15 protein-coding genes and 1 tRNA gene are annotated in these 20,584 nt (G+C 65.9%); 10 read left to right on the forward strand and 6 right to left on the reverse strand.

The genetic code is table 11. The features are described from left to right. Positions 1 to 62 precede the first annotated feature (62 nt). From CH289_RS18835 to CH289_RS18850, 4 genes are all read left to right on the forward strand, one after another. Positions 63 to 821, forward strand: a complete 759-nt coding sequence (locus tag CH289_RS18835) for a cyclic nucleotide-degrading phosphodiesterase (protein WP_027499095.1) — start codon at positions 63 to 65, stop codon at positions 819 to 821. Between the two features lie 136 nt (positions 822 to 957). Continuing rightward, positions 958 to 1,746, forward strand: coding sequence for a ribonuclease PH (gene rph / locus CH289_RS18840; protein WP_020113327.1), 789 nt, complete (start codon positions 958 to 960; stop codon positions 1,744 to 1,746). Then, positions 1,739 to 2,350 carry an RdgB/HAM1 family non-canonical purine NTP pyrophosphatase gene (gene rdgB, locus CH289_RS18845; RefSeq protein ID WP_019664964.1) on the forward strand — a complete coding sequence of 204 codons (612 nt, stop codon included), beginning with the start codon at positions 1,739 to 1,741 and terminating at the stop codon, positions 2,348 to 2,350. Before rph ends, rdgB begins: the two co-directional genes overlap by 8 nt. Before the next feature lie 7 nt (positions 2,351 to 2,357). Further along, on the forward strand, positions 2,358 to 3,209 hold the full coding sequence (locus tag CH289_RS18850; RefSeq protein ID WP_094728375.1) for an esterase/lipase family protein: 852 nt from the start codon (positions 2,358 to 2,360) through the stop codon (positions 3,207 to 3,209). A gap of 3 nt (positions 3,210 to 3,212) precedes the next feature. On the opposite strand, the gene CH289_RS18855 is transcribed toward CH289_RS18850, so the two are convergent. From CH289_RS18855 to CH289_RS18865, 3 genes are all read right to left on the reverse strand, one after another. Further along, positions 3,213 to 3,560, reverse strand: a complete 348-nt coding sequence (locus CH289_RS18855) for a DUF3817 domain-containing protein (protein WP_019664962.1) — start codon at positions 3,558 to 3,560, stop codon at positions 3,213 to 3,215. A gap of 19 nt (positions 3,561 to 3,579) precedes the next feature. Next, positions 3,580 to 3,969, reverse strand: coding sequence for a hypothetical protein (locus CH289_RS18860; protein WP_026347763.1), 390 nt, complete (start codon positions 3,967 to 3,969; stop codon positions 3,580 to 3,582). A gap of 66 nt (positions 3,970 to 4,035) precedes the next feature. After that, positions 4,036 to 4,120: transfer RNA gene (locus tag CH289_RS18865), tRNA-Leu, on the reverse strand. A 142-nt stretch (positions 4,121 to 4,262) separates the two neighbouring features. Between CH289_RS18865 and CH289_RS18870 the strand changes: the two genes are divergently transcribed. Continuing rightward, positions 4,263 to 5,021, forward strand: coding sequence for a TetR/AcrR family transcriptional regulator (locus tag CH289_RS18870; RefSeq protein ID WP_020113325.1), 759 nt, complete (start codon positions 4,263 to 4,265; stop codon positions 5,019 to 5,021). Here CH289_RS18870 and CH289_RS18875 read toward each other — a convergent pair. Next, on the reverse strand, positions 5,018 to 5,767 hold the full coding sequence (locus tag CH289_RS18875) for a hypothetical protein (RefSeq protein ID WP_020113324.1): 750 nt from the start codon (positions 5,765 to 5,767) through the stop codon (positions 5,018 to 5,020). The genes CH289_RS18870 and CH289_RS18875 overlap by 4 nt on opposite strands. 421 nt (positions 5,768 to 6,188) lie before the next feature. Here CH289_RS18875 and CH289_RS18880 point away from each other — a divergent pair, with 421 nt between their 5' ends. Then, complete coding sequence (locus tag CH289_RS18880; protein WP_020113323.1) at positions 6,189 to 15,473, forward strand: type I polyketide synthase; 9,285 nt, start codon at positions 6,189 to 6,191, stop codon at positions 15,471 to 15,473. A gap of 2 nt (positions 15,474 to 15,475) precedes the next feature. After that, a complete protein-coding gene (acpS, locus tag CH289_RS18885) occupies positions 15,476 to 15,868 on the forward strand; it encodes a holo-ACP synthase AcpS (protein WP_019664957.1) in 393 nt (130 codons plus the stop codon). Between the two features lie 137 nt (positions 15,869 to 16,005). On the opposite strand, the gene CH289_RS18890 is transcribed toward acpS, so the two are convergent. After that, positions 16,006 to 16,635, reverse strand: coding sequence for a TetR/AcrR family transcriptional regulator (locus CH289_RS18890; protein WP_019664956.1), 630 nt, complete (start codon positions 16,633 to 16,635; stop codon positions 16,006 to 16,008). A gap of 384 nt (positions 16,636 to 17,019) precedes the next feature. Between CH289_RS18890 and CH289_RS18895 the strand changes: the two genes are divergently transcribed. After that, positions 17,020 to 18,378, forward strand: a complete 1,359-nt coding sequence (locus tag CH289_RS18895; protein ID WP_020113322.1) for a hypothetical protein — start codon at positions 17,020 to 17,022, stop codon at positions 18,376 to 18,378. Between the two features lie 60 nt (positions 18,379 to 18,438). Further along, positions 18,439 to 19,785, forward strand: coding sequence for a dipeptidase (locus CH289_RS18900; RefSeq protein WP_020113321.1), 1,347 nt, complete (start codon positions 18,439 to 18,441; stop codon positions 19,783 to 19,785). Here the strand turns inward: CH289_RS18900 and bcp are convergent. After that, a complete protein-coding gene (gene bcp / locus CH289_RS18905; RefSeq protein WP_020113320.1) occupies positions 19,774 to 20,247 on the reverse strand; it encodes a thioredoxin-dependent thiol peroxidase in 474 nt (157 codons plus the stop codon). The two genes, CH289_RS18900 and bcp, sit on opposite strands and share 12 nt — an antisense overlap. 90 nt (positions 20,248 to 20,337) lie before the next feature. Between bcp and CH289_RS18910 the strand changes: the two genes are divergently transcribed. Further along, positions 20,338 to 20,559, forward strand: a complete 222-nt coding sequence (locus CH289_RS18910; protein ID WP_020113319.1) for a DUF3618 domain-containing protein — start codon at positions 20,338 to 20,340, stop codon at positions 20,557 to 20,559. Positions 20,560 to 20,584: the final 25 nt, after the last annotated feature.

Raw genomic sequence — 20,584 nt, forward strand, 5'->3', positions numbered from 1 at the left:
CTCGTCAGTGAAAACCGCCGATGCGTTTCTGCCACGGGCGCCGACGTGGCAGCATGACAATCATGCGTATTACCGTGCTGGGATGTTCGGGCAGTGTGTCCGGACCCGATTCCCCCGCGTCGGGTTACCTCCTCGATGAACCGGACACGTCGCCCGTCGTCCTGGACTTCGGCCCCGGCGTACTCGGCGCACTGCAGCGGTACGCAGACCCGGGCGACGTCAGCGTGTTTCTGTCCCACCTGCACGCGGACCATTGCCTCGACGTACCTGGCTTGTTGGTGTGGAGGCGCTACCACCCCAACCCGCCCGAGGGGCGCGCCGTCGTCTACGGGCCCAAGGACACAGCGTTCCGCCTGGGTGTCGCCTCCGCCGAATGTGGGGGACAGATCGACGACATGTCCGACACTCTCGACCTCCGCCGCTGGGCCGACGGGCGCACCATTCGTCACGGACAACTGTCGGTGACGACCCGGCTGGTCTACCACCCGCCGGAGTCCTACGGAATGCGCATCACCACCGGCGCGGGCAAGATCTTCGCCTACACCGGAGACACCGGAATGTGTCAGGCAGTGCGCGACATCGCTCAGGGCGCGGATGTGCTGCTGTCGGAAGCGTCGTGGACGCACAGCCCGGACCGCCCGGTCGGAGTTCACCTTTCGGGAACCGAGGCAGGTCAACTCGCCCGCGACGCAGGCGTCGGCGAACTGCTGTTGACCCACATCCCACCTTGGACATCCCGCGAAGACGTGATCGCCGAGGCGAAAGCCGAATTCAGTGGGCCCGTGCATGCCGTCTCACCGGGAGATGTGTTCACCGTCTGACGCGCTTTTCAGGCTGATCAGCCAAGCCGGGAGTGGAGCCTGCGGAATGACCCAGCTGAGCCGGGAGTGGAGCCTGCGGAATGACCCAGCTGAGCCGGGAGTGGAGCCTGCGGAATGACCCAACTAGTCTGGCTGTGTGTCGAGACGAGAAGACGGAAGAGCTGACGACGAGCTTCGGACCATCAAGATCACGCGGGGGTTCACGAGCAATCCCGCGGGTTCGGTGCTGGTGGAGTTCGGTAACACGCGGGTGATGTGCACGGCCAGTGTCGAGGAAGGTGTTCCGCGCTGGCGCAAGGGCTCCGGGCTCGGGTGGTTGACGGCGGAGTACGCGATGCTTCCGGCTGCGACGCACACTCGCAGTGGCCGTGAGTCCGTGAAGGGCAAGGTCGGCGGTCGGACCCAGGAAATTTCTCGGCTGGTCGGTCGGTCGTTGCGCGCGTGCATCGATCTTGCCGCGATCGGCGAGAACACCATCGCTCTGGATTGCGATGTGCTTCAGGCGGACGGTGGCACGAGAACCGCGGCGATCACGGGCGCGTTCGTCGCGTTGTCGGATGCGGTCACGTACTTGCGTGCTGCGGGGCGTCTGGCTGATCCGCAGCCCATTTCGTGTGCGATCGCAGCGGTCAGCGTCGGCGTAGTCGACGGCCGGGTTCGGCTCGATCTGCCGTACGAGGAGGATTCGCGCGCCGAGGTCGACATGAACGTCGTCGCCACCGATACGGGCACGTTGGTGGAGATTCAGGGGACGGGCGAGGGTGCAACGTTCCCTCGTTCGACGCTGGACAAGCTGCTGGATTCGGCGTTGGACGGCATCGAGAAGTTGTTCGAGGTACAGAAGGCTGCGCTCGCCGAACCGTACCCGGGTGAGCTGCCGGAGCCCGCCGCCACCGACGCGCCGAAGAAGAAGTTCGGTGGCTGAGTCGACACTGCTGGTCGCCAGCCGCAACGCGAAGAAGCTGCGCGAGCTGCGTCGGGTACTCGATGCGGCAGGCGTCTCGGGAGTCGAGTTGGTCGGTCTGGACGAGGTACCGGAGTTTCCGGAGGCACCCGAGACGGGCGCAACCTTCGAGGAGAATGCGCTCGCCAAAGCGCGTGACGGTGCTGCGGCAACGGGATTGCCTTGTGTCGCGGACGATTCGGGTATCGAAGTCGATGCGTTGAACGGGATGCCGGGTGTTCTGTCGGCGCGATGGTCGGGTGTGCACGGTCAGGACGACGCCAACACCGAGTTGTTGCTCGCGCAGCTTGCCGACGTTCCCGACGAACGCAGGGGAGCGGGCTTCGTGTCGGCGTGCGCTCTCGTCGTTCCTGGCGGTTCCGAGTCCGTCGTCCGGGGTGAGTGGCGTGGTGTGATCGCACGAAGTCCGCTGGGTGAGAACGGTTTCGGTTACGATCCCGTGTTCGTGCCGGAGGGCGACGGCCGCTCGGCAGCCGAACTGAGTCCGGAGGAGAAGGATGCGGCATCGCATCGCGGGCGGGCTCTGGCTTTGTTGATTCCGGCACTGCAGCAGCTCGGCTCGTAGGACACTGATGGCCGTGAAGCGCACGGTCGTGACTGTCCTGACGTCGGTTGCTGCGCTATGGGCGGCCTCGTCGGGTGGCGCTGCATCCGCGGCGCCGTCCGACTCGTTCTCCGAGGCGTTGCTGTTCTCGGCGATTCATCCGGAGGCGTCGCTGCCCGAGGTCAACGACTTCTCGTGCGTCCCGTCGTCGTCGCATCCGGAACCGGTGGTTCTGGTGCACGGTTTTCTCGAGAACTCGTTCGCGAACTGGGCGTCGCTCGCTCCGCGCCTCGTGGCAGACGGATACTGCGTGTTTGCGCTGAATTACGGTGCGCCAGAGGGCATTCCCGTCGGCGGGTTCGACTCGATCGAGCACAGTGCCGTGGAGCTCTCCGCGTTCGTGGACGAGGTCCTGGCCGCCACCGGTGCGCAGAAAGTCGCGATCGTCGGACACTCCAAAGGCGGAACGGTCCCGCGGTATTACGTGCGTTTCCTCGGTGGGGCTGATCGCACGTCGAAGATTGTCGCGCTGTCCCCGCCGAATCGGGAGTCGACTCCGCGGAACGACGACATCTCGGGTGGTTCGGGGCAGGTGGGAATTCCGGCGTTCGGCCCACCGGTCGACGACGCCCTCGCGCGGATCAACGTTCCCAGCGACACCGTGCCCGGGGTGGAGTACACCGTTGTCGTCACTCGGTACGACCAGGTTGTTCCCTATACGGCGTCGTTGCTGCAGGGCGAAGGCGCTCGCAACGTGATTCTGCAGGATCTGTGCCCAGCCGACACGGTCGACCACACAGGGATTTCCTACGATCCGGTGGCGCAGCAGGTGGTGCTCGATGCGCTTGCCGGCGTCGATCCGCAGAGCGTGACGTGTTGAACGTCAGAGGGCGAAATCGGTCTTGACCTGCTTTGTCCTGATGTGCTCGACGTAGAACGACAGGAACGGAATGGTGCCGGCAAGCAGGGTGCCGATGGTACGGCCGGCAGGCCAGCGGACCCTGATGGCCAGGTCGACCGTGAGGATCAGGTAGATCAGGTACACCCAGCCGTGCACCACGGCAATCCAACTGGGAACGTTCTCGACCTTGAAGATGTACTTGGCGACCATCTCGCCGGTGAGCACGAGCAGCCAGATACCGGTGATGTACGCCAGGACGCGGTAGCGCAGCAGAGCCGACGCGATCTTCTTCTTGTCGGCGGTAACGGGCTTCGGTGCTGCTTGGCTCACGGTCGTCGTGCTCCTGTCTTCACTCGCGGGAGCGGTCGAGCTCGGCGAGATAGGTGTTGTATTCGAGAAGTTGCCGAGCCTCGACGTCGTCGATGTCGTCCTCGGTGTAGGTGGGGCGTTGAGGGAGCAGGTCCGCGGGTATCTCGCGAACGACGTCCTCGGTGGGAGCTACCTGGTCTTCGTCCTCCGCGGCCTCGGCATCGCCTTCGAGCTGGACGAACCTGCGATAGGCGTAGATCACGAACGCTGCGAACAGGGGCCATTGGAACGCGTAGCCGAGATTCTGGCCGTCGCCACCGACGGATTCGAACCGTTCCCACTGCCACCATCCGAGGGCCAGGCATGCGACCGCTGACACGAGAACCAGCGCAATGAGCGCCGGTCGATGGTGAGAGCGAGATTTTGCCACACCACGACGTTACCCGAGGCTCTACTACTCGAGGTAGTTAGGGATCTGCCGATCGACGGGAGATGGTGGTGCGCGAGGGGGGACTTGAACCCCCACGTCCTGAGACACTGGAACCTAAATCCAGCGCGTCTGCCAATTCCGCCACTCGCGCGAGTGCTCGGCAAGTCTACAACGCGGTGGTTGGAGTATCCGCAAGCGCATGAAAGCTCCATTCATGCCGTCTGGGCGCTCCGATGGCGCACTCATGCGATCGAGGTCCGGGAAACCAGAGCGTACAGCGTACTGTTCGACGGGTGGCCGGAAAGAACGAGACGGGTTTCGATCCTGCGCGCACGCTCGGATTGTTGTGGCGAGTGGGCGCGAAGAAGAGCAGGACAGGTCTGACGATCGACTCGATCGTCGACGCAGCGGTCTCGATTGCCGATTCCGAGAGCCTCGACGCGGTGTCGATGCGGCGGATCGCGGATCGGCTCGGTGTCGGGACGATGTCGCTGTACACCCATGTTCCCGGTCGAGAAGATCTGGTGGACTTGATGATCGACCACGTGCAGAAGGGCCTGTACTCGGCTCTCGACGAGCCGGCGTCGTCGGGTGACTGGCGCGCCGGGTTGCGGTTCGTCGCCGAGCAGAACTGGCACCTGATCCGCCGGCATCGGTGGGTTCTCGATGCTCAGGGTGGCCGGGCTGTGTTGGGTCCCAACGTCAGTGACAAGTACGAGGCCGAACTTCGGGTCCTCGATGGGATCGGTCTCACGGACGTACAGATGGACTCGGTGCTGACGTTGGTGCTCAATCATGTTGCGGGTAGCGCACGGGCGCTCGCTCAGGTCGATCGAGTGCGCGAGGACTCCGGCATGACGGACGAGCAGTGGTGGTCTGCGACTGCTCCGGTTCTGGAATCGGTGATGGATCCGTCCCGGTACACGGTGTCGTCGCGGGTCGGGACCGCCGCAGCGATGCATCACGAGGCTGCGAGCGATCCCGTCCACGAGTACCGGTTCGGTGTCGAGCGAATTCTCGACGGTGTGGCCGTGTTGATCGAAAAGGGTTAGACGGCAGCCTTTTTCGTCGACGAAGCGCGGCGGAGCTCACGCCACAGGGCGTGACGGAGTGTCTGTGAATCCGTGCCGAGTTCCTCGGCGGCGTGCCTCGTCAACTCGAGCATTCCGCATTCGTCGACCTGTTCGCCGATGGCATTCGACACGAACTGCACGAGCAGCGAGTCCTCGGAGTCTCGAATGCCGACGAGGTACACCAGGCTCCGCCAGGTCTTGAAACCGATGCCGGTGACCGACGTGAACGCCTCGGCCTGGGCCGAATATCGGTGGCGGTCGGCGTCCGCATTGGCGAGGTCCTTCGAACCGGTGACACCGATCCCGATCAGAGTTGCGGCGGCCTTCGCGGCTGCCTCCGCTTTGGTGGTGGAGTTTCCGGCAACACGCTGGCGGTTGCCCAGCACGTCGTCAAGATCGCCGGTGTCGTCGACGAACGATGCAAGGAAAGAGAGATCGTCGAGCGGGCCGTCGCCTCGGTGCGCACGCCACCGAGCGATGACGCGACGTACGCCGCTGGTCTGTCCGCCGTAGCTCGCCCGGGCTGCGAACACGGCGTCGAGCAAGGCGGCCTCGATTTCACCCTCCCAGCCCGGGAACCAATAGGGCGACGCGTCCCGAGACAACGTCGTGTCGATGGCGGCGACGAGGGCAGCGACCTCGTCCTGCTGTTCGCCGAGTGCTTCCCGCGCGACACGGTCGTCGTCGGTGCCGTGTGAATGGATATGTGTAACTGGTGAATACATGAACCCCCCTGTTGGTTGCGTGGCGGGGAAGGTACAGGGCTGCTCCGACAGTTTCGGGTGCAGCGCGTGGTGTGGTCAGGCTCACATAACGGAATGATAACGATTGACATGAGGATTTCCTCATGTTTTCTCGGTGTGCATCGGCGCGCTGCCTGCACCGATGTTTGTTACTGGCGAGTTGGACGATCGGTACGAAAACTGCAGTTCAGCTGCTTACTGGCGGGTAGCAGTAGGACGTCATACGAAACGTGAGGATTTCCTCATGATTTTGTGTCAACCTTGTTCTCACGCGGATAGAGCCACGTCGAAAGCCAACGACGGATGCGCTCCTCGATTCCGCTTCTACGGCACCGACGACGAATGCCAACGACGAAGCAGCCCTGGCCCCCCCCGGAGTTGCTCACGAGAGGAATCAGAGCACTTGACGATCAACGAGAGCACACCATCACACGGACAGGGCAAGGGCAGATCTCCCCAGAGCGGTGGCGGTTCTCGTACCCTCGCAGACCGTTTTGCGGCCGGTGAGCCTTACGCTCTCGCGTTCGGCGGTCAGGGATCGCCGTGGCTCAGTTCCCTCGAGGAACTCGCTCGTGACTCGGCGCTCGAGCCCGAGCTGACCGATCTGGTCAACGAAGCAGCGGCCATCCTGGCGCCGGTCGCCGACGACCTCCTCGTCGTGCGTTCGGTCGGTTTCGACCCGATCGGCTGGATGTTGGAGCAGGACCTCGCCGACGACCCCTCGAGCGCAGGCTCCTTCGGTCCGTCCGAGGCCGCGCTCACGTCCGCCGCGGTGTCCCTGCCCGGTGTCTTTCTCACGCAGGTCGCTGCGCTCCGTGCACTGAAGCTGCAGGGACTGGACCCGGAGGACGCTGCACCGGTGGCCGTCGTCGGTCACTCGCAGGGCCTCATCGCCGCGGAGTCGGTCAAGTCCGCCGGCCGCGAGGATGCACGGCTTCTGGCCGTCGCGCAGCTCATCGGCGCCGCAGCAGGCCTCGTCGGACGTCGTCGCGGCATCCTCGGCGCTGCCGACCGTGCACCGATGGTGTCCGTGTCCAATGTCGAACCCGAGCGTCTTCAGGCGATCGTCGACGAACTCGCCGTCGACGGTGCACCCGAGCGTTCGGCAGTGCTGGCCATCCGCAACGGCCGCCGACGCGTCGTGCTGGCAGGTCCTCCCGCGCAGCTCGCGCGCGTTCAGGAACGCGCCGAGCAGATCGGCGCGCAGGAAGAGCGTGAGCGCGACGCGAAGAAGCGCGGCGGCGCTGTGTTCTCGCCGGTCTTCGAACTCCTGTCGGTCGAGGTCGGGTTCCATCACCCCGCACTGGCCGATGCAGTCGATCTCGTCGCGTCGTGGGCGGCTCGCGCCGGCCTGGACGTCGACGTGGCACGCAGCCTGGCCCAGCGGATCCTCGTCGATCCCGTCGACTGGGTCGCGGAAATCGACAGCGTCATCGCCGCCGGTGCCGACTGGATCCTGGACCTCGGACCGAGCGACATCCTCACCCGTATGACCGTGCCCGCTCTGCGCGGCCAGGGCGTCGGGATCATCGCCGCCTCCACTCGCGGTGGGCATCGCAACCTGTTGACTCCGGGCGCAGCACCCGAGGTGCAGCCGTCCTGGTCCGAGTTCGCGCCGAAGCCGATCACGCTGCCGAACGGTCGCGTCGTCGTCGAGACCTCGTTCACCAAGCTCACCGGTCGCTCGCCGATGCTGCTCGCCGGCATGACGCCGACGACGGTGGATCCCGCGATCGTCGCCGCTGCCGCCAACGCAGGTCACTGGGCCGAGCTCGCCGGCGGCGGTCAGGTCACCGAACAGATCTTCGCCGATCACGTCGACAGGCTCGGTGGGCTGCTCGAACCGGGCCGCGCCGTGCAGTTCAACTCGATGTTCCTCGATCCGTACCTGTGGAAGCTCCACGTGGGCGGCAAGCGTCTCGTCCCGCGTGCACGTGCAGCAGGCGCCGCGTTCGACGGTGTCGTCGTCACCGCAGGTATTCCGGAGCTCGACGAAGCCGTCACGATCATCGAGGATCTGGTCGAGGCCGGCTTCAGTTACGTTGCGTTCAAGCCGGGAACCGTCGCGCAGATCCGCGCGGTCATCCGCATCGCCAGTGAAGTTCCGACGTTCCCGGTCATCGCCCACATCGAGGGCGGCCGCGCAGGTGGCCACCACTCGTGGGAAGACCTCGACGATCTTCTCCTCTCCACCTACGCCGAGCTCCGCGCACGGCCGAACCTCGTCATCTGCGTCGGCGGCGGCATCGGCACCCCCGAGAAGGCAGCCGAATACCTCACCGGCCGTTGGTCGCTCGCAGCTGGATACCCCAAGATGCCGCTCGACGGCATCCTCGTCGGAACCGCCGCGATGGCAACACTCGAAGCCACGACGTCGGCCGACGTCAAGCAGCTTCTCGCCGACACCCCCGGCACTCCCGACTGGGTCGGTGCAGGTACCGCCGGCGGCGGAATGGCCTCGGGCCGAAGCCAGCTCGGTGCGGACATCCACGAGATCGACAACGCGGCCTCGCGCTGCGGCCGTCTGCTCGACGACGTCGCCGGAGACGCCGACGCCGTTGCGAAGCGTCGCGACGAGATCATCGCCGCACTCGACGGCACCGCGAAGCCGTACTTCGGTGACGTCGAGGACATGACGTACCTGCAGTGGCTGACCCGTTACCTGGACTTGGCTGTCGGTGCGGACGTCCACAAGGAGTTCGACTGCGGCGGTGAGTTCACCGACGCAGTCTCCGAGGCACGCGAATCGGTGTGGCTCGACGTCACCTGGCGTACTCGCTTCCTCGAGATGTTGCAGCGCGCCGAAGCTCGTCTGCACCCGGTCGATCGCGGCCCCATCCCGACGCTGTTCGCCGACGTCGACACCCTCGAACGCCCGCGAGCCGCGATTCGCTCGCTCGTCGCGCAGTTCCCGGACGCGTCCGAGGTGGTACTGCACCCCGCCGACATCACGTTCTTCACCGCGCTGTGCCGGATGCCCGGCAAGCCGGTCAACTTCGTTCCCGTCGTCGACGGTGACGTTCGACGCTGGTGGCGCAGTGACTCGCTGTGGCAGGCACACGATGCTCGCTACTCCGCCGACCAGGTCTGCATCATTCCCGGCACGGTCGCCGTCGCAGGCATCACTCGCGTCGACGAGCCCGTCGGAGAACTGCTCGATCGCTTCGAGAAGGCGACCGCCGACGAACTCCTCGCCGACGGTGTCGAGGCCGAGTCCGTGTCGAGCCGTCGCAACTCCGACGTCGCCCCCGGCCTTCTCGGCATCGTTCTCGCAGCACCGGACGTCAACTGGGCGTCGCGGACCACGCAGAACCCCGTCGCACGTCTCGGTGACGTCGCCGAGTGGGTCGTCGATTCCGAGTCCGTCGCCACGCATCCTCAGACCGGCGCGAGCCTCACCGTCGTGGATTCGGAGCACGTCGAGCTGACGGTTCCGCTCGCTCCCGGCAAAGAGGTTCGGATCCGCCTGACGGTTCCCGCATCGACCATCGACGGAGGCGCACCCGTCGTCACCGCCGAGGATGCACAGAAGGCGATGTCCGCGCTTCTCGGAGTTGCAGCAGGACAGGAACTCCCGAAGGTCAAGGGCGGTGCCGCGCGTATCAGCCTCGCCTGGATCCCCGACATGGTCGCCGACCACGCAGGCGTCACCGGTTCGGGCCTGCCCGAGTCGCTGACCGTCAGCGGCAAGGCTGTTCCCGACGTGCTCGTCGGCGCATGCTGGCCTGCTGTCTTCGCCGTTCTCGGTGCCACGCGCACCGCGTCTGGAATAGACGTGATCGAGGGAATGCTCGACCTGGTCCACCTCGACCACTCGGTCGATCTCGTCGGAACGCTCCCCACCGACCCGTCGATCCTCGTCGTCAAGGCCGAAGCCGGAGAGGTGCTCGACACCGACCTCGGCCGCGTCGTCGAGGTCACCGTCGAGATCGGCGCTGCACTCGGTGAAGGCACCGAAGCACCGGCCGTCGCGACTCTGGTGGAGCGCTTCGCGATTCGCGGGCGCACCGGCAAGGGCGAGCTGTCCGACCCGGCCCGTGCCGGCGGTTCGGTCTCGGCCGACGCCAAGGACACTCCGCGTCGCCGTCGTCGTCAGGCCACTATCGTCGCACCGCGCAACATGGCTGCGTTCGCTCAGGTTTCGGGCGATCACAATCCGATTCACACCTCCGACCCGGCGGCACTTCTCGCCGGCCTCGGCAGCCCGATCGTGCACGGCATGTGGCTCTCCGCTGCCGCCCAGCAAGCTGTCACCGCGATCGACTACGCGGACACCAAGACCCCGCCGCGTCGCTTGACTGCATGGACTGCACGGTTCCTCGGAATGGTGCGCCCCGGCGCCGAGATCGACGTGCGCGTCGACCGCACCGGATTCGACCAGGGCGCCGAGCTCATCGAGGTGGGTTGCCGCGTCGACGGTGAACTCGTCATGGTCGCGACCGCTCGTACGGCAGCACCGAAGACGGTCTACGCGTTCCCCGGCCAGGGCATCCAGCGTCAGGGCATGGGTCTCGACGCTCGCGCTCGGTCCAAGGCCGCACGTGAGGTCTGGGAGCGTGCCGACAAGCACACCCGTCAGGCACTCGGATTCTCGATTCTCGCTGTGGTGCGGGACAACCCGACGTCTCTCAAGGCCCGCGGCGTCACGCACAAGCACCCCGACGGTGTCCTGCACCTGACGCAGTTCACCCAGGTCGCCATGGCGGTCCTCGGTGTCGCACAGGTTGCCGAACTTCGTGAAGCCGGTGTGTTCGTGGAGAACTCGATCCTCGCCGGGCACTCGGTCGGTGAGTACAACGCACTCGCCGCCGTCGCCGGCGTTCTCCCGCTCGAAGCCGTCCTCGAGGTCGTCTTCCAGCGCGGCTCCGCCATGCATGCACTCGTTCCCCGCGATGCGGCGGGACGAAGCAACTACCGCATGGCCGCCATCCGTCCGTCGCAGATCGGTCTGGCCGACGACGACGTTCAGGCGTTCGTGGCCGGTGTGGCCGAGGAGACAGGCGAATTCCTCCAGATCGTCAACCTCAACCTGCGCGGCTCGCAGTACGCGATCGCCGGCACGGTCGACGGATTGAACGCGCTGGAGAAGAAGATCGCCGTGCGCCGTGAGGAATTCGGTGGCAAGGCCGCCTACATCATGGTTCCCGGCATCGACGTGCCGTTCCACTCGACGGTTCTGCGCGGGGGAGTCGACGACTTCCGTAACCGCCTGCAGGCGTTGCTGCCCGAGGATCTCGACCCGGAGATCCTGATCGGCCGCTACGTGCCGAACCTGGTGCCGAGGCCGTTCAGCCTCGAACGCTCGTTCATCCAGGAGATCGCGGACCTCGTACCGTCCGAGCCGTTGAACGACGTCCTCGCGGACTTCGATTCCTGGGCCGAGCGTTCGCACGATCTGTGCCGCGTCGTGCTGACCGAGCTGCTCGCGTGGCAGTTCGCCAGCCCCGTTCGCTGGATCGAGACGCAGGATCTGCTGTTCGCCGACGAGGCCGACGGCGGACTGGGCGTCGAGCGTTTCGTCGAGATCGGGCTCAGCGCAACACCGACCGTCGCCAACCTCGCGTCGCAGACGCTGAAGTTGCCGGGCCGCTTCGGATTCCCCGTCGAGGTCCTCAATGTCGAGCGCGAAGCTGCAATCGTCTACGGCACGGACACCGACCCCGCTCCGGTGGAGGAAGAGGAGGCACCTGCCGAGACGGCTGCGCCTGCTGCTCCGACTGCGGCAGCCGCAGCTCCTGCCGCCGCACCCGCTGCGGCGCCGTCCGGTGGCCCGCGTCCCGACGACATCGGGTTCAGTGCAGCGGATGCCACCAAGATCCTCATCGGTCTGTGGACCAAGCTGCAGCTCGATCAGATCGGCCCCGCCGACACCATCGAGGCACTGTGCGACGGCGTCTCCTCGCGTCGTAACCAGCTGCTGGTCGACCTCGGTTCGGAGCTGTCGCTCGGTGCCATCGACGGTGCCGCCGATGCCGACATGGGTGCGCTCTCCGGCACCGTCAACAAGCTGGCCCGAACCTACAAGCCGTTCGGCCCCGTGCTGAGCGACTCGATCAACGACCACCTGCGCAAGGTCTTCGGTCCCTCGGGACGACGCCCTGCGTCCATCGCGGACCGCGTCAAGAAGACCTGGGAACTGGGCGACGGTTGGGCCAACCACGTCACCGCCGAGGTCGCCCTCGGCACCCGTGACGGCGCTTCGGTTCGCGGCGGTGCGCTGGGCGGACTCGCCGACGGACCTCTCGCCGACGGCGGTGCCGTCGACGCGGTCATCGACGCCGCAGTCGCTTCGGTGGCGGCACGTCGCGGTGTCGCGGTGTCACTGCCTGCCGCAGGCGGCGGAGGCGGCGGAACCGTCGACGCAGCAGCACTGGGCGAGTTCACCGAGCACATCACCGGACGCGGCGGTGTGCTTGCCTCGGCAGCCCGCCTCGTACTCGAACAGCTCGGTCTCGCCGATGCACCGAACGCGCTCGCGGAGGAGAACCCGGACGCCGCTCTGGTGGATCTGGTTGCCGCAGAGCTCGGTTCGGACTGGCCGCGACTCGTCGCCCCGGCATTCGACGCTCGCCGAGCGGTGCTGATCGACGACCGTTGGGCAACCGCCCGTGAGGACTTGGCCCGTCTGTGGCTCGGTACTGCAGGCGAGCTTGCCGTGGAGTCCTTCGCCGGCGCAGGAAAAGCCGTTGCTGCACAGGCACAGTGGTGGAAGGCCAAGGCGGAGAACGAAGCGAAGGCTGTTCTCGCCGAGACCTACGGCCGCATCGCGACGATCGCGCTCGACTCCGAGGAGAAGGGCGTCTGGTCCGACGAGGTCGCCGTGATCACCGGAGGCAGCAAGGGATCTATCGCGGCGTCCGTTGCAGCCAAGCTGCTCGGCGGGGGAGCGACGGTCTTCGTCACCACCTCACGTCTGGACGACGAGCGCCTCGGCTTCTACCGCGCCCTCTACCGCGACAATGCTCGCGCCGGAGCGACGCTGTGGGTCGTGCCCGCGAACATCGCGTCGTACACCGACGTCGACGCGCTCATCGAGTGGATCGGCAGCGATCAGGTCGACAACGCCGGTGGAGCGAAGACACTGGTCAAGGCAGGCATCACGCCGACGCTGCTGTTCCCGTTCGCCGCACCACGCGTCGTCGGGGAACTCACCGACGCCGGTGGCCGCGCCGAGATGGAGATGCGTGTGCTCCTGTGGTCGGTCGAACGTCTCATCGGTGGACTGTCGAAGATCGGCTACGACAGCGACATCGACACTCACCTGCACGTCGTGCTGCCCGGTTCCCCGAACCGCGGAATGTTCGGTGGCGACGGCGCGTACGGCGAGTCGAAGGCCGCACTCGACGCCATCGCGGCGAAGTGGGGTTCGGAGAAGAACTGGGCCGAGCGCGTGTCCATCGCCCACGCTCATATCGGGTGGGTTCGTGGAACCGGCCTCATGGGCGGAAACGACCCGATCGTCGAAGCCGTCGAGGCCGAAGGCGTCCGTACCTGGTCGACCGACGAGATGGCCACCGAGCTGCTGAAGCTCAGCGAGCCGTCGGCACGTCGTCGGGCCGCGGAGGCTCCGCTGCTCGCGGACCTCACCGGTGGGTTGGCCAACACCAAGCTCAACCTCGTCGAGCTCGCTCGTGAGGCGGCAGCCGCTGCGTCGGACAAGGTCACGGAGGACGCCGACAGTTCGGTCATCGCCGCACTGCCCGCACCGCCGCGTCTCGCCGCGACGACTGCTCCGGCATGGCCCGCGCTCGACGTCGACCCGAAGGACCTGGTCGTCATCGTCGGTGCAGGCGAGCTCGGACCGTACGGCTCGGCCCGCACCCGCTTCGAGATGGAGGTCGACGAGCAGCTGTCCGCGGCAGGAGTTCTCGAACTCGCGTGGAACACCGGCCTCATCGCCTGGGAGAACGACCCCAAGCCCGGCTGGTACGACATCGAGTCCGGAGATTTCGTCCCCGAGGAGGACATCGCCGACAAGTACCACGACACCGTCGTCGAGAAGTGCGGTATCCGTACCTACGGTGACGACGGCGCGATGGTCGGTAACACCGCACCGCTGATGACGTCGATCTTCCTCGACAACGACCTCACGTTCGTCGTCGGAACCGAGCTCGACGCACGGTCGTTCGCCGCTGCCGATCCGGAGCACACGCTGATCACGCCCGTCGCCGACTCGAGCGACTGGCAGGTGACGCGCAAGGCCGGCACCGAGATTCGCGTACCGCGGAAGATGAAGCTCACCCGCACCGTGGGTGGACAGATTCCGACCGGATTCGATCCCACCAAGTGGGGAATCTCCGCCGACATGGCCAGCTCGATCGATCGAGTCGCCCTGTGGAACATCGTCTGCACGGTCGACGCGTTCATCTCCTCGGGCTTCAACCCGTCGGAACTGATGCGGTGGACCCACCCGACGCTGGTCGCCAACACCCAGGGCACCGGTATGGGCGGCATGGAGTCGATGCGCTCGCTGTACATCGACACGCTGCTCGGCGACGCTCGTGCGAACGACATCCTGCAGGAAGCACTGCCGAACGTCGTTGCGGCGCACGTGGTTCAGTCGTACGTCGGTAGCTACGGTGCGATGGTTCACCCCGTCGCAGCCTGCGCCACCGCGGCGGTCTCCGTCGAGGAAGGCGTCGACAAGATCAAGCTGGGCAAGGCGCAGCTCGTCGTGGCCGGCGGCTTCGACGACCTGAGCACCGAAGGCATCATCGGCTTCGGCGACATGTCGGCCACCGCGGACTCGGCAGCGATGTCGGCCAAGGGAATCAGCGATCGACGGTTCTCGCGGGCCAACGACCGCAGGCGCGGCGGATTCGTCGAGTCGCAGGGCGGCGGAACCATCCTGCTGGCCCGCGGTGACCTGGCGCTCGAGATGGGCTTGCCTGTCCTCGGTGTGGTCGCGTACGCACAGTCGTTCGGCGACGGTGTGCACACCTCCATCCCGGCTCCGGGACTCGGTGCGCTCAGTGCCGGTCGCGGCGGCAAGGATTCGACGTTCGCGTTGTCTCTGAACGCACTCGGCGTCACTGCCGACGAGGTCGCCGTGATCTCCAAGCACGACACCTCGACGGCGGCCAACGACCCGAACGAGGCGGAGCTGCACACCCGCCTCGCCAAGGCCATCGGCCGCAGCGACGGAGCGCCGCTGTTCGTCGTGTCGCAGAAGAGCCTCACCGGACACTCGAAGGGTGGAGCCGCAGCGTTCCAGCTGATCGGTCTGTGCCAGGTCCTGGCGAACGGTGTCATCCCGCCGAACCGCAGCCTCGACTGCGTCGACGACAAGATGACGAAGTTCGAACACCTCGTCTGGGCACGTGAACCGCTTCGCTTCGGTGACTCGGTGCCGCTGAAGGCCGGACTGCTGACCTCGCTCGGCTTCGGACACGTGTCCGGGCTGATCGCAGTGGTTCACCCGCAGGCGTTCATCGAGGCCGTTCCGGCCGAGCGCCGCGACGAGTACGTCGCTCGATCCAACGAGCGTCGTATCGCCGGTCAGCGCAGGCTCATCTCCGCGATGGTCGGAGGCGACGCACTGTACGAGCGTCCCGACGACCGCAGGCTCGGGCACGACGGAACACCGTCGGCCCAGTCCCGCGAGCTCGAAGCCGACGTCCTGCTCACCGACGACGCACGTCTCGGCGACGACGACGTCTACCGCTCGGGTCTGCCGGGGTGCAAGTAGACATGGCAATCCTGGGAGTAGGTTTCGACCTGGTGACCGTGTCCGACTTCGCCGAGCAGATGGAGAAGGCAGGCACGACGATGATCCGCGACAGCTTCACCGCGGGTGAGCGTCGGCACGCGGCGACGAAGAGTTCCGACCCGGCCCGCCACTACGCAGCACGGTGGGCCGCCAAGGAAGCCGTGCTGAAGGCCTGGGCAACCTCGCGCTTCGCTCGGCCTCCGCAGATCGGAGACAACCCGTACCCCTTGATCGAGGTCGTCAACGACGCCTGGGGTCGACCTTCGATCAAACTGCACGGCATGGCTCTCGAATTCCTGCCGACGGTGAAGATCCACCTCTCCCTGACCCACGACGGCGACATCGCCGCCGCCGTGGCAATTCTGGAGGAATGAGTCAGTAGTTCAGCCCGACGCCGGTCCATCTCCGATGGGCCGGCGTTTCGGCGTCTGGGCCCCCTTCATGGTGACCGAATGAACCGTTCGGTCACTCCAAGTGACCGAACGTCACGTTCGGTCCCGAAAACAGGGGGTCAGTCGACGGCGGCTGCGCCGGAGCGACGGGATTGTTTCTCGGCGACGAGGAGGTAGGCCGTCATGATTTGTTTGAGTTCGGCGACGGCGTCCTCGTGGCTCTGGCCGTCCTGGACGGAGAAGTTGAGCATCGAATAGACGACGTGCACCAGAACCTGGGCCATGAGGTTGCGTTTGGCTCGGGGAGTGCGCGGGGTCAGTGGTCCGAGCATCTTGGCGACCTGGTCGGCGAATTCGCGTTCGTGGATGACGCCGGTGGCGCGGGTCGACGGTGTCGACTGCATGGCCAGCCAGACTTCACGGCGCGACGGGTCCGACATCCACATGCCTGCCATGTGGTCGACGAATTTGTTGAGGAATCGGAGCCAGTCGAGGGAGGGAACTTCGCCGTTGAACTCTGCGAGCTCCTGCTGTACTCCGACGAGGTCCTGCCGGTTCAGCTCGCAGACGATGACGTACTTGTTGGCGAAGAACTGGTAGAGCGTGCCGATGGGCAGTTCGGCCCGGGCCGCTACTTCCTCGCAGGTGAAGGACTCGAATCCGACGTCGCTGAGGAGATCCCTTGATGCGGCCAGCAGGGCGTCGAACTTGCGTTGACTGCGTTCCTGCGTGGGGCGACGACGTGGCATCAGCTCCTGCGTCTGTGCGTTCGATTCGAGCGCAGCGTCGAGACGTCTCGCGGTTTGGGCGCTAGCAGAGGACTCCACCCACCCAGGCTAGCGGCCTGACGTGCCTGAACTCCACAACGCGCGGTAACAGGTATCGAAGGACACCGTTGGACGGCGATCTGGTTGTCAATCGCAACATTCCCCCTTGTAATCGGCTTGTGACAGGTAATAGGTTGTTTTCTGGTCAAGAAAACAATCGTTGGGTATGGTTCACACCAGTAGTTACGTTTTCGTGCAGGGTGTGCGTCGCCGATCGCGTATCGGGGCGCTCATGTCGGGAGCCTCACCCAAAGGCACAGGAGAACATACGTGGCGACCATTGGTCTTTCAGTCGAGTCAGGTGCGATGAATGCTGTCCTCTTCGATATCGAAGCGGACGCGGTAGTGGCGAGCCAGGTGACCTCGCTGAAGGGCGGTGCATCGACCTCGCTGCCCACCGCAGTGGAGGCGATGAAGGCTGTCGCCGCACGACGGCAGATCGACGTCGATGCCGTGGGGTTGGTCTACGGATCCGCCGACGAACGTGACGGGTTCCGCCGTGCGATCGATGAGAACGACCTCGACGGAATCCAGCTCGTGTCGGCGTCGACCGCACTTCTCGGCTGGCTTGCACGGTCCTCGGAGTTCGACGCCGCCCAGTGCGTGCTCCTCTACTACCTCGGTGCGAAGGGTGTGTCGATCTCGCTGGCCGATGCCGCCGATGCCAGCCTGTCCACGCCGAAGACTGCAACCCTCGATTCTCTGACGCCCGAGCGCATCGGCAGCACTGTCCCGCTGGCATGGGAGGTGCTCGACGAGGCGGGCCGCAAGCCCGACGCCGTCGCACTGTTCGGTGATCGGTCCGAGAACAAGGATCTCGTCGACATCCTGAGTCTGGGCCTCGGAGTCCCGGTGGTGCACGTCGGCGACTCGGATCAGATCGCCGCGTGTGGCGCGAGCCTCGCTGTCGCGGGGGACGCCGACGAGGTGCTCCCGGTGCTCGTGGAGCCCGAAGCCTCGCTCGCACTCGACTCCGAGGCGTCGGAGACGCCTGAGCACGTCGCTGAGGCACCCGCCGATATCGCCGTTCAGGCCGAGCGCGTCGCCGTTCGATCCACCGTTGCCCCGGCTCCGCTGCTGTCGGCTGTTGCTCCGAACGTCGCGGTGCGGCGGATCGAACCCGCGTCCTCGTCGACGGGGTCCATTCCGCGAAAGAAGTTCGTGCTGACGGCCGCTCTTCTGGCCGGAGTGCTGTCCGGTGGGGTCGCGCTGGCGTCGACGCTGCCCGCGAACGCGCCTGTCGCCAATGAGGCGAGTCCTGCGACGGTTCCCGAGGTCGACGGTCTCGACACCAGCTTGGTCGGCGCAACGCAGTCCGTCGAGGTGACGCCGCCTGCGCCGCCTGCGGTGCCGGCTCCGGCCCCGGTTGTCATCGATCCGGTTACGCAACAACCGATCGTGGTGGATCTGACGACTCAGCAGTGGACGATCGATCCGACGACGGGCGCAGCCGTGCCCGCCGAGGCGCTCACTCCGATTCCCGCAGCGGCGATTCCGCCCGCAGCGGCCGTGGTGCCGAAGACGACGGTCGCGCCGCCGGAGTTCGCTGTTCCGACGATCGTTCCCGAGCCCGGCAAGTCTCAGGAGCAGCTCGAGCAGGAAGCATGGGATCGCCACTGGGCGCACACCGCAGAGTGGCTGCAGCAGGAGATCACCGGCAACTGACGTGTCGGGCCGCGGTGACAGAATGACCGGAGAGAATCGGTCGAGCTGTCAGGAGTCCTGATGTCGGATGTACGAGCACGGATCGCTGCGGACATGCCGCGCGCGTGGCGCGAACTCGCGGAGCTGGTCAAGTTTCGGTCGGTCGCCGACGAGCGCCAGTTTCCTCGCGAAGAATGCGTCGGAGCGGCGGAGTGGGTGCGCGACGCGTTCGTCGACGCCGGGCTCGAGACCGCGGAGCTGATCGAGACCGTCGACGGCTCGCTGGCGGTCGTCGGGCACCGCGCTGCTCCCGAAGGTGCGCCGACCGTTCTGCTGTACTCGCACTACGACGTTCAGCCTCCCGGTGACGACAAGCTCTGGTCCAGTGCGCCTTTCGAGCTGACCGAGCGTGACGGCCGCTGGTACGGCCGCGGTGCGGCGGACTGCAAGGGCAACGTCGTGATGCATCTGCTTGCGCTACGGGCGTTGGGCGACGAACTGGGCGTCGGGATCACCGTCGTCTCCGAGGGTTCCGAGGAGATGGGGACCGGGGGATTGGAGCATCTGGTCCTCGAACGGCCCGAGCTGTTCGCGTCGGACATCATCGTCGTGGCGGACACCGGCAACGCCGCCGTCGGACAACCGACGGTGACGACGACACTCCGCGGGATCGCGAACGTCGTCGTGCGTATCGACACGCTCGAGGGCGAAGTACATTCCGGGATGTACGGGGGACCGGCGCCCGACGCCTTGGCCGCCCTCGTTCAACTGCTGTCCACGTTGCGTGACGCGCACGGCAACACCGTGGTCGACGGGTTGACGACGGACCAGACGTGGGACGGCATCGCCTACGAAGCAGATCGGTTCCGCGCTGACGCCGGGGTGCTCGACGGTGTCGAGCTGGCCGGTTCGTCGTCGGTCGCCGACGCGGTGTGGGCTCGGCCGGCGCTCACGGTGTTGGGAATCGATTGCCCGCCGGTTGTCGGGTCGGCAGCAGCAATTTCGCCGACGGCGTCTGCGCGCCTGAATCTGCGTGTGCCGCCCGGAATCGATGCGCAGCAGGCGCAGGATGCACTGACCGCTCATCTGAAGGCTCACGTGCCCTGGAACGCGCGGATCACCGTCGAACCCGAGGCAGTGGGATCGCCGTTCGAGGCGAGGACCGACGGTCCGGGATATGCAGCGCTGAGCGATGCATTGGCGGAGGCGTTCGGTAAGCCGGTGGCGGCAGCGGGCCAGGGCGGATCCATTCCGCTGTGCAACGTTCTCGCAGAAACGTTCCCGAAGGCCGAGATCATTCTGATGGGAGTGGAGGAGCCGCTGGCGAGAATCCACGCGCCGAACGAAAGCGTCGACCCCCGGGAGATCGAAAATCTCGCGGGGGCCGAGGCTCTGTTCCTGCAGAAGTTGGGTGCGTCAGACCGATAGGTCGCGGCGGAGCTTGGCGACGTGGCCGGTGGCTCGAACGTTGTACTGAGCAACTTCGATCTTGCCGTCCTCGTCGACCAGGAACGTCGAGCGGATGACGCCCTCGTAGACCTTGCCGTAGTTCTTCTTCTCACCGAAGGCGCCCCACGCCTTCAGCGTCGTCTTCTCCTCGTCGGACAGCAGCGGGAAGTTCAGGCCTTCCTTGTCGCGGAACTTGGCGAGCTTCGCGGGCTTGTCCGGGGAGATGCCGATGACTTCGAGGCCTTCGCCGTTGAGTTCGGTGAGGCTGTCACGAAAGTCGCAGGCCTGCTTGGTGCAGCCCGGCGTACTGGCAGCGGGGTAGAAGTAGACGATGACTTTCTTGCCCGCGTAGTCCGCGAGGGAGACGTCGTTACCGTCTGCATCGGGCAGAGTGAACGCGGGCGCCGGGTCGCCGGCCTCGAGCTTCTTGGTGTCGGTCACCAGACGAGACTAACCACCGAGCCGGTCCGAGACACGCAGTGCTTTAGGCTCGACAGTGACAGCCAGGATTTGCAACAAGTTGGAGGACACGTGGCCAGGGACACCGACAGAATCGAGCGCGAGATCGAGGCAGCTCGGAACCAGCTCGCCAGCACCCTGGACGAGCTCAGCGTGCGGGCCAGTCCCAAGCGAATCGCAGAGAACACCAAGCAGAGCATCGTTGCCAAGCTGAACGAGCCGCCGGTGAAGTTCACGCTCATCGGTGTCGGCGCAGTAGTCGCCGTACTCGTCGTGCGCAAGATCTTCAGCTGACACAGGCCCTCTGACCAGGCGATTT

This window comes from Rhodococcus sp. RS1C4, from assembly GCF_002258225.1.
Lineage (GTDB): Bacteria > Actinomycetota > Actinomycetes > Mycobacteriales > Mycobacteriaceae > Rhodococcoides > Rhodococcoides fascians_E.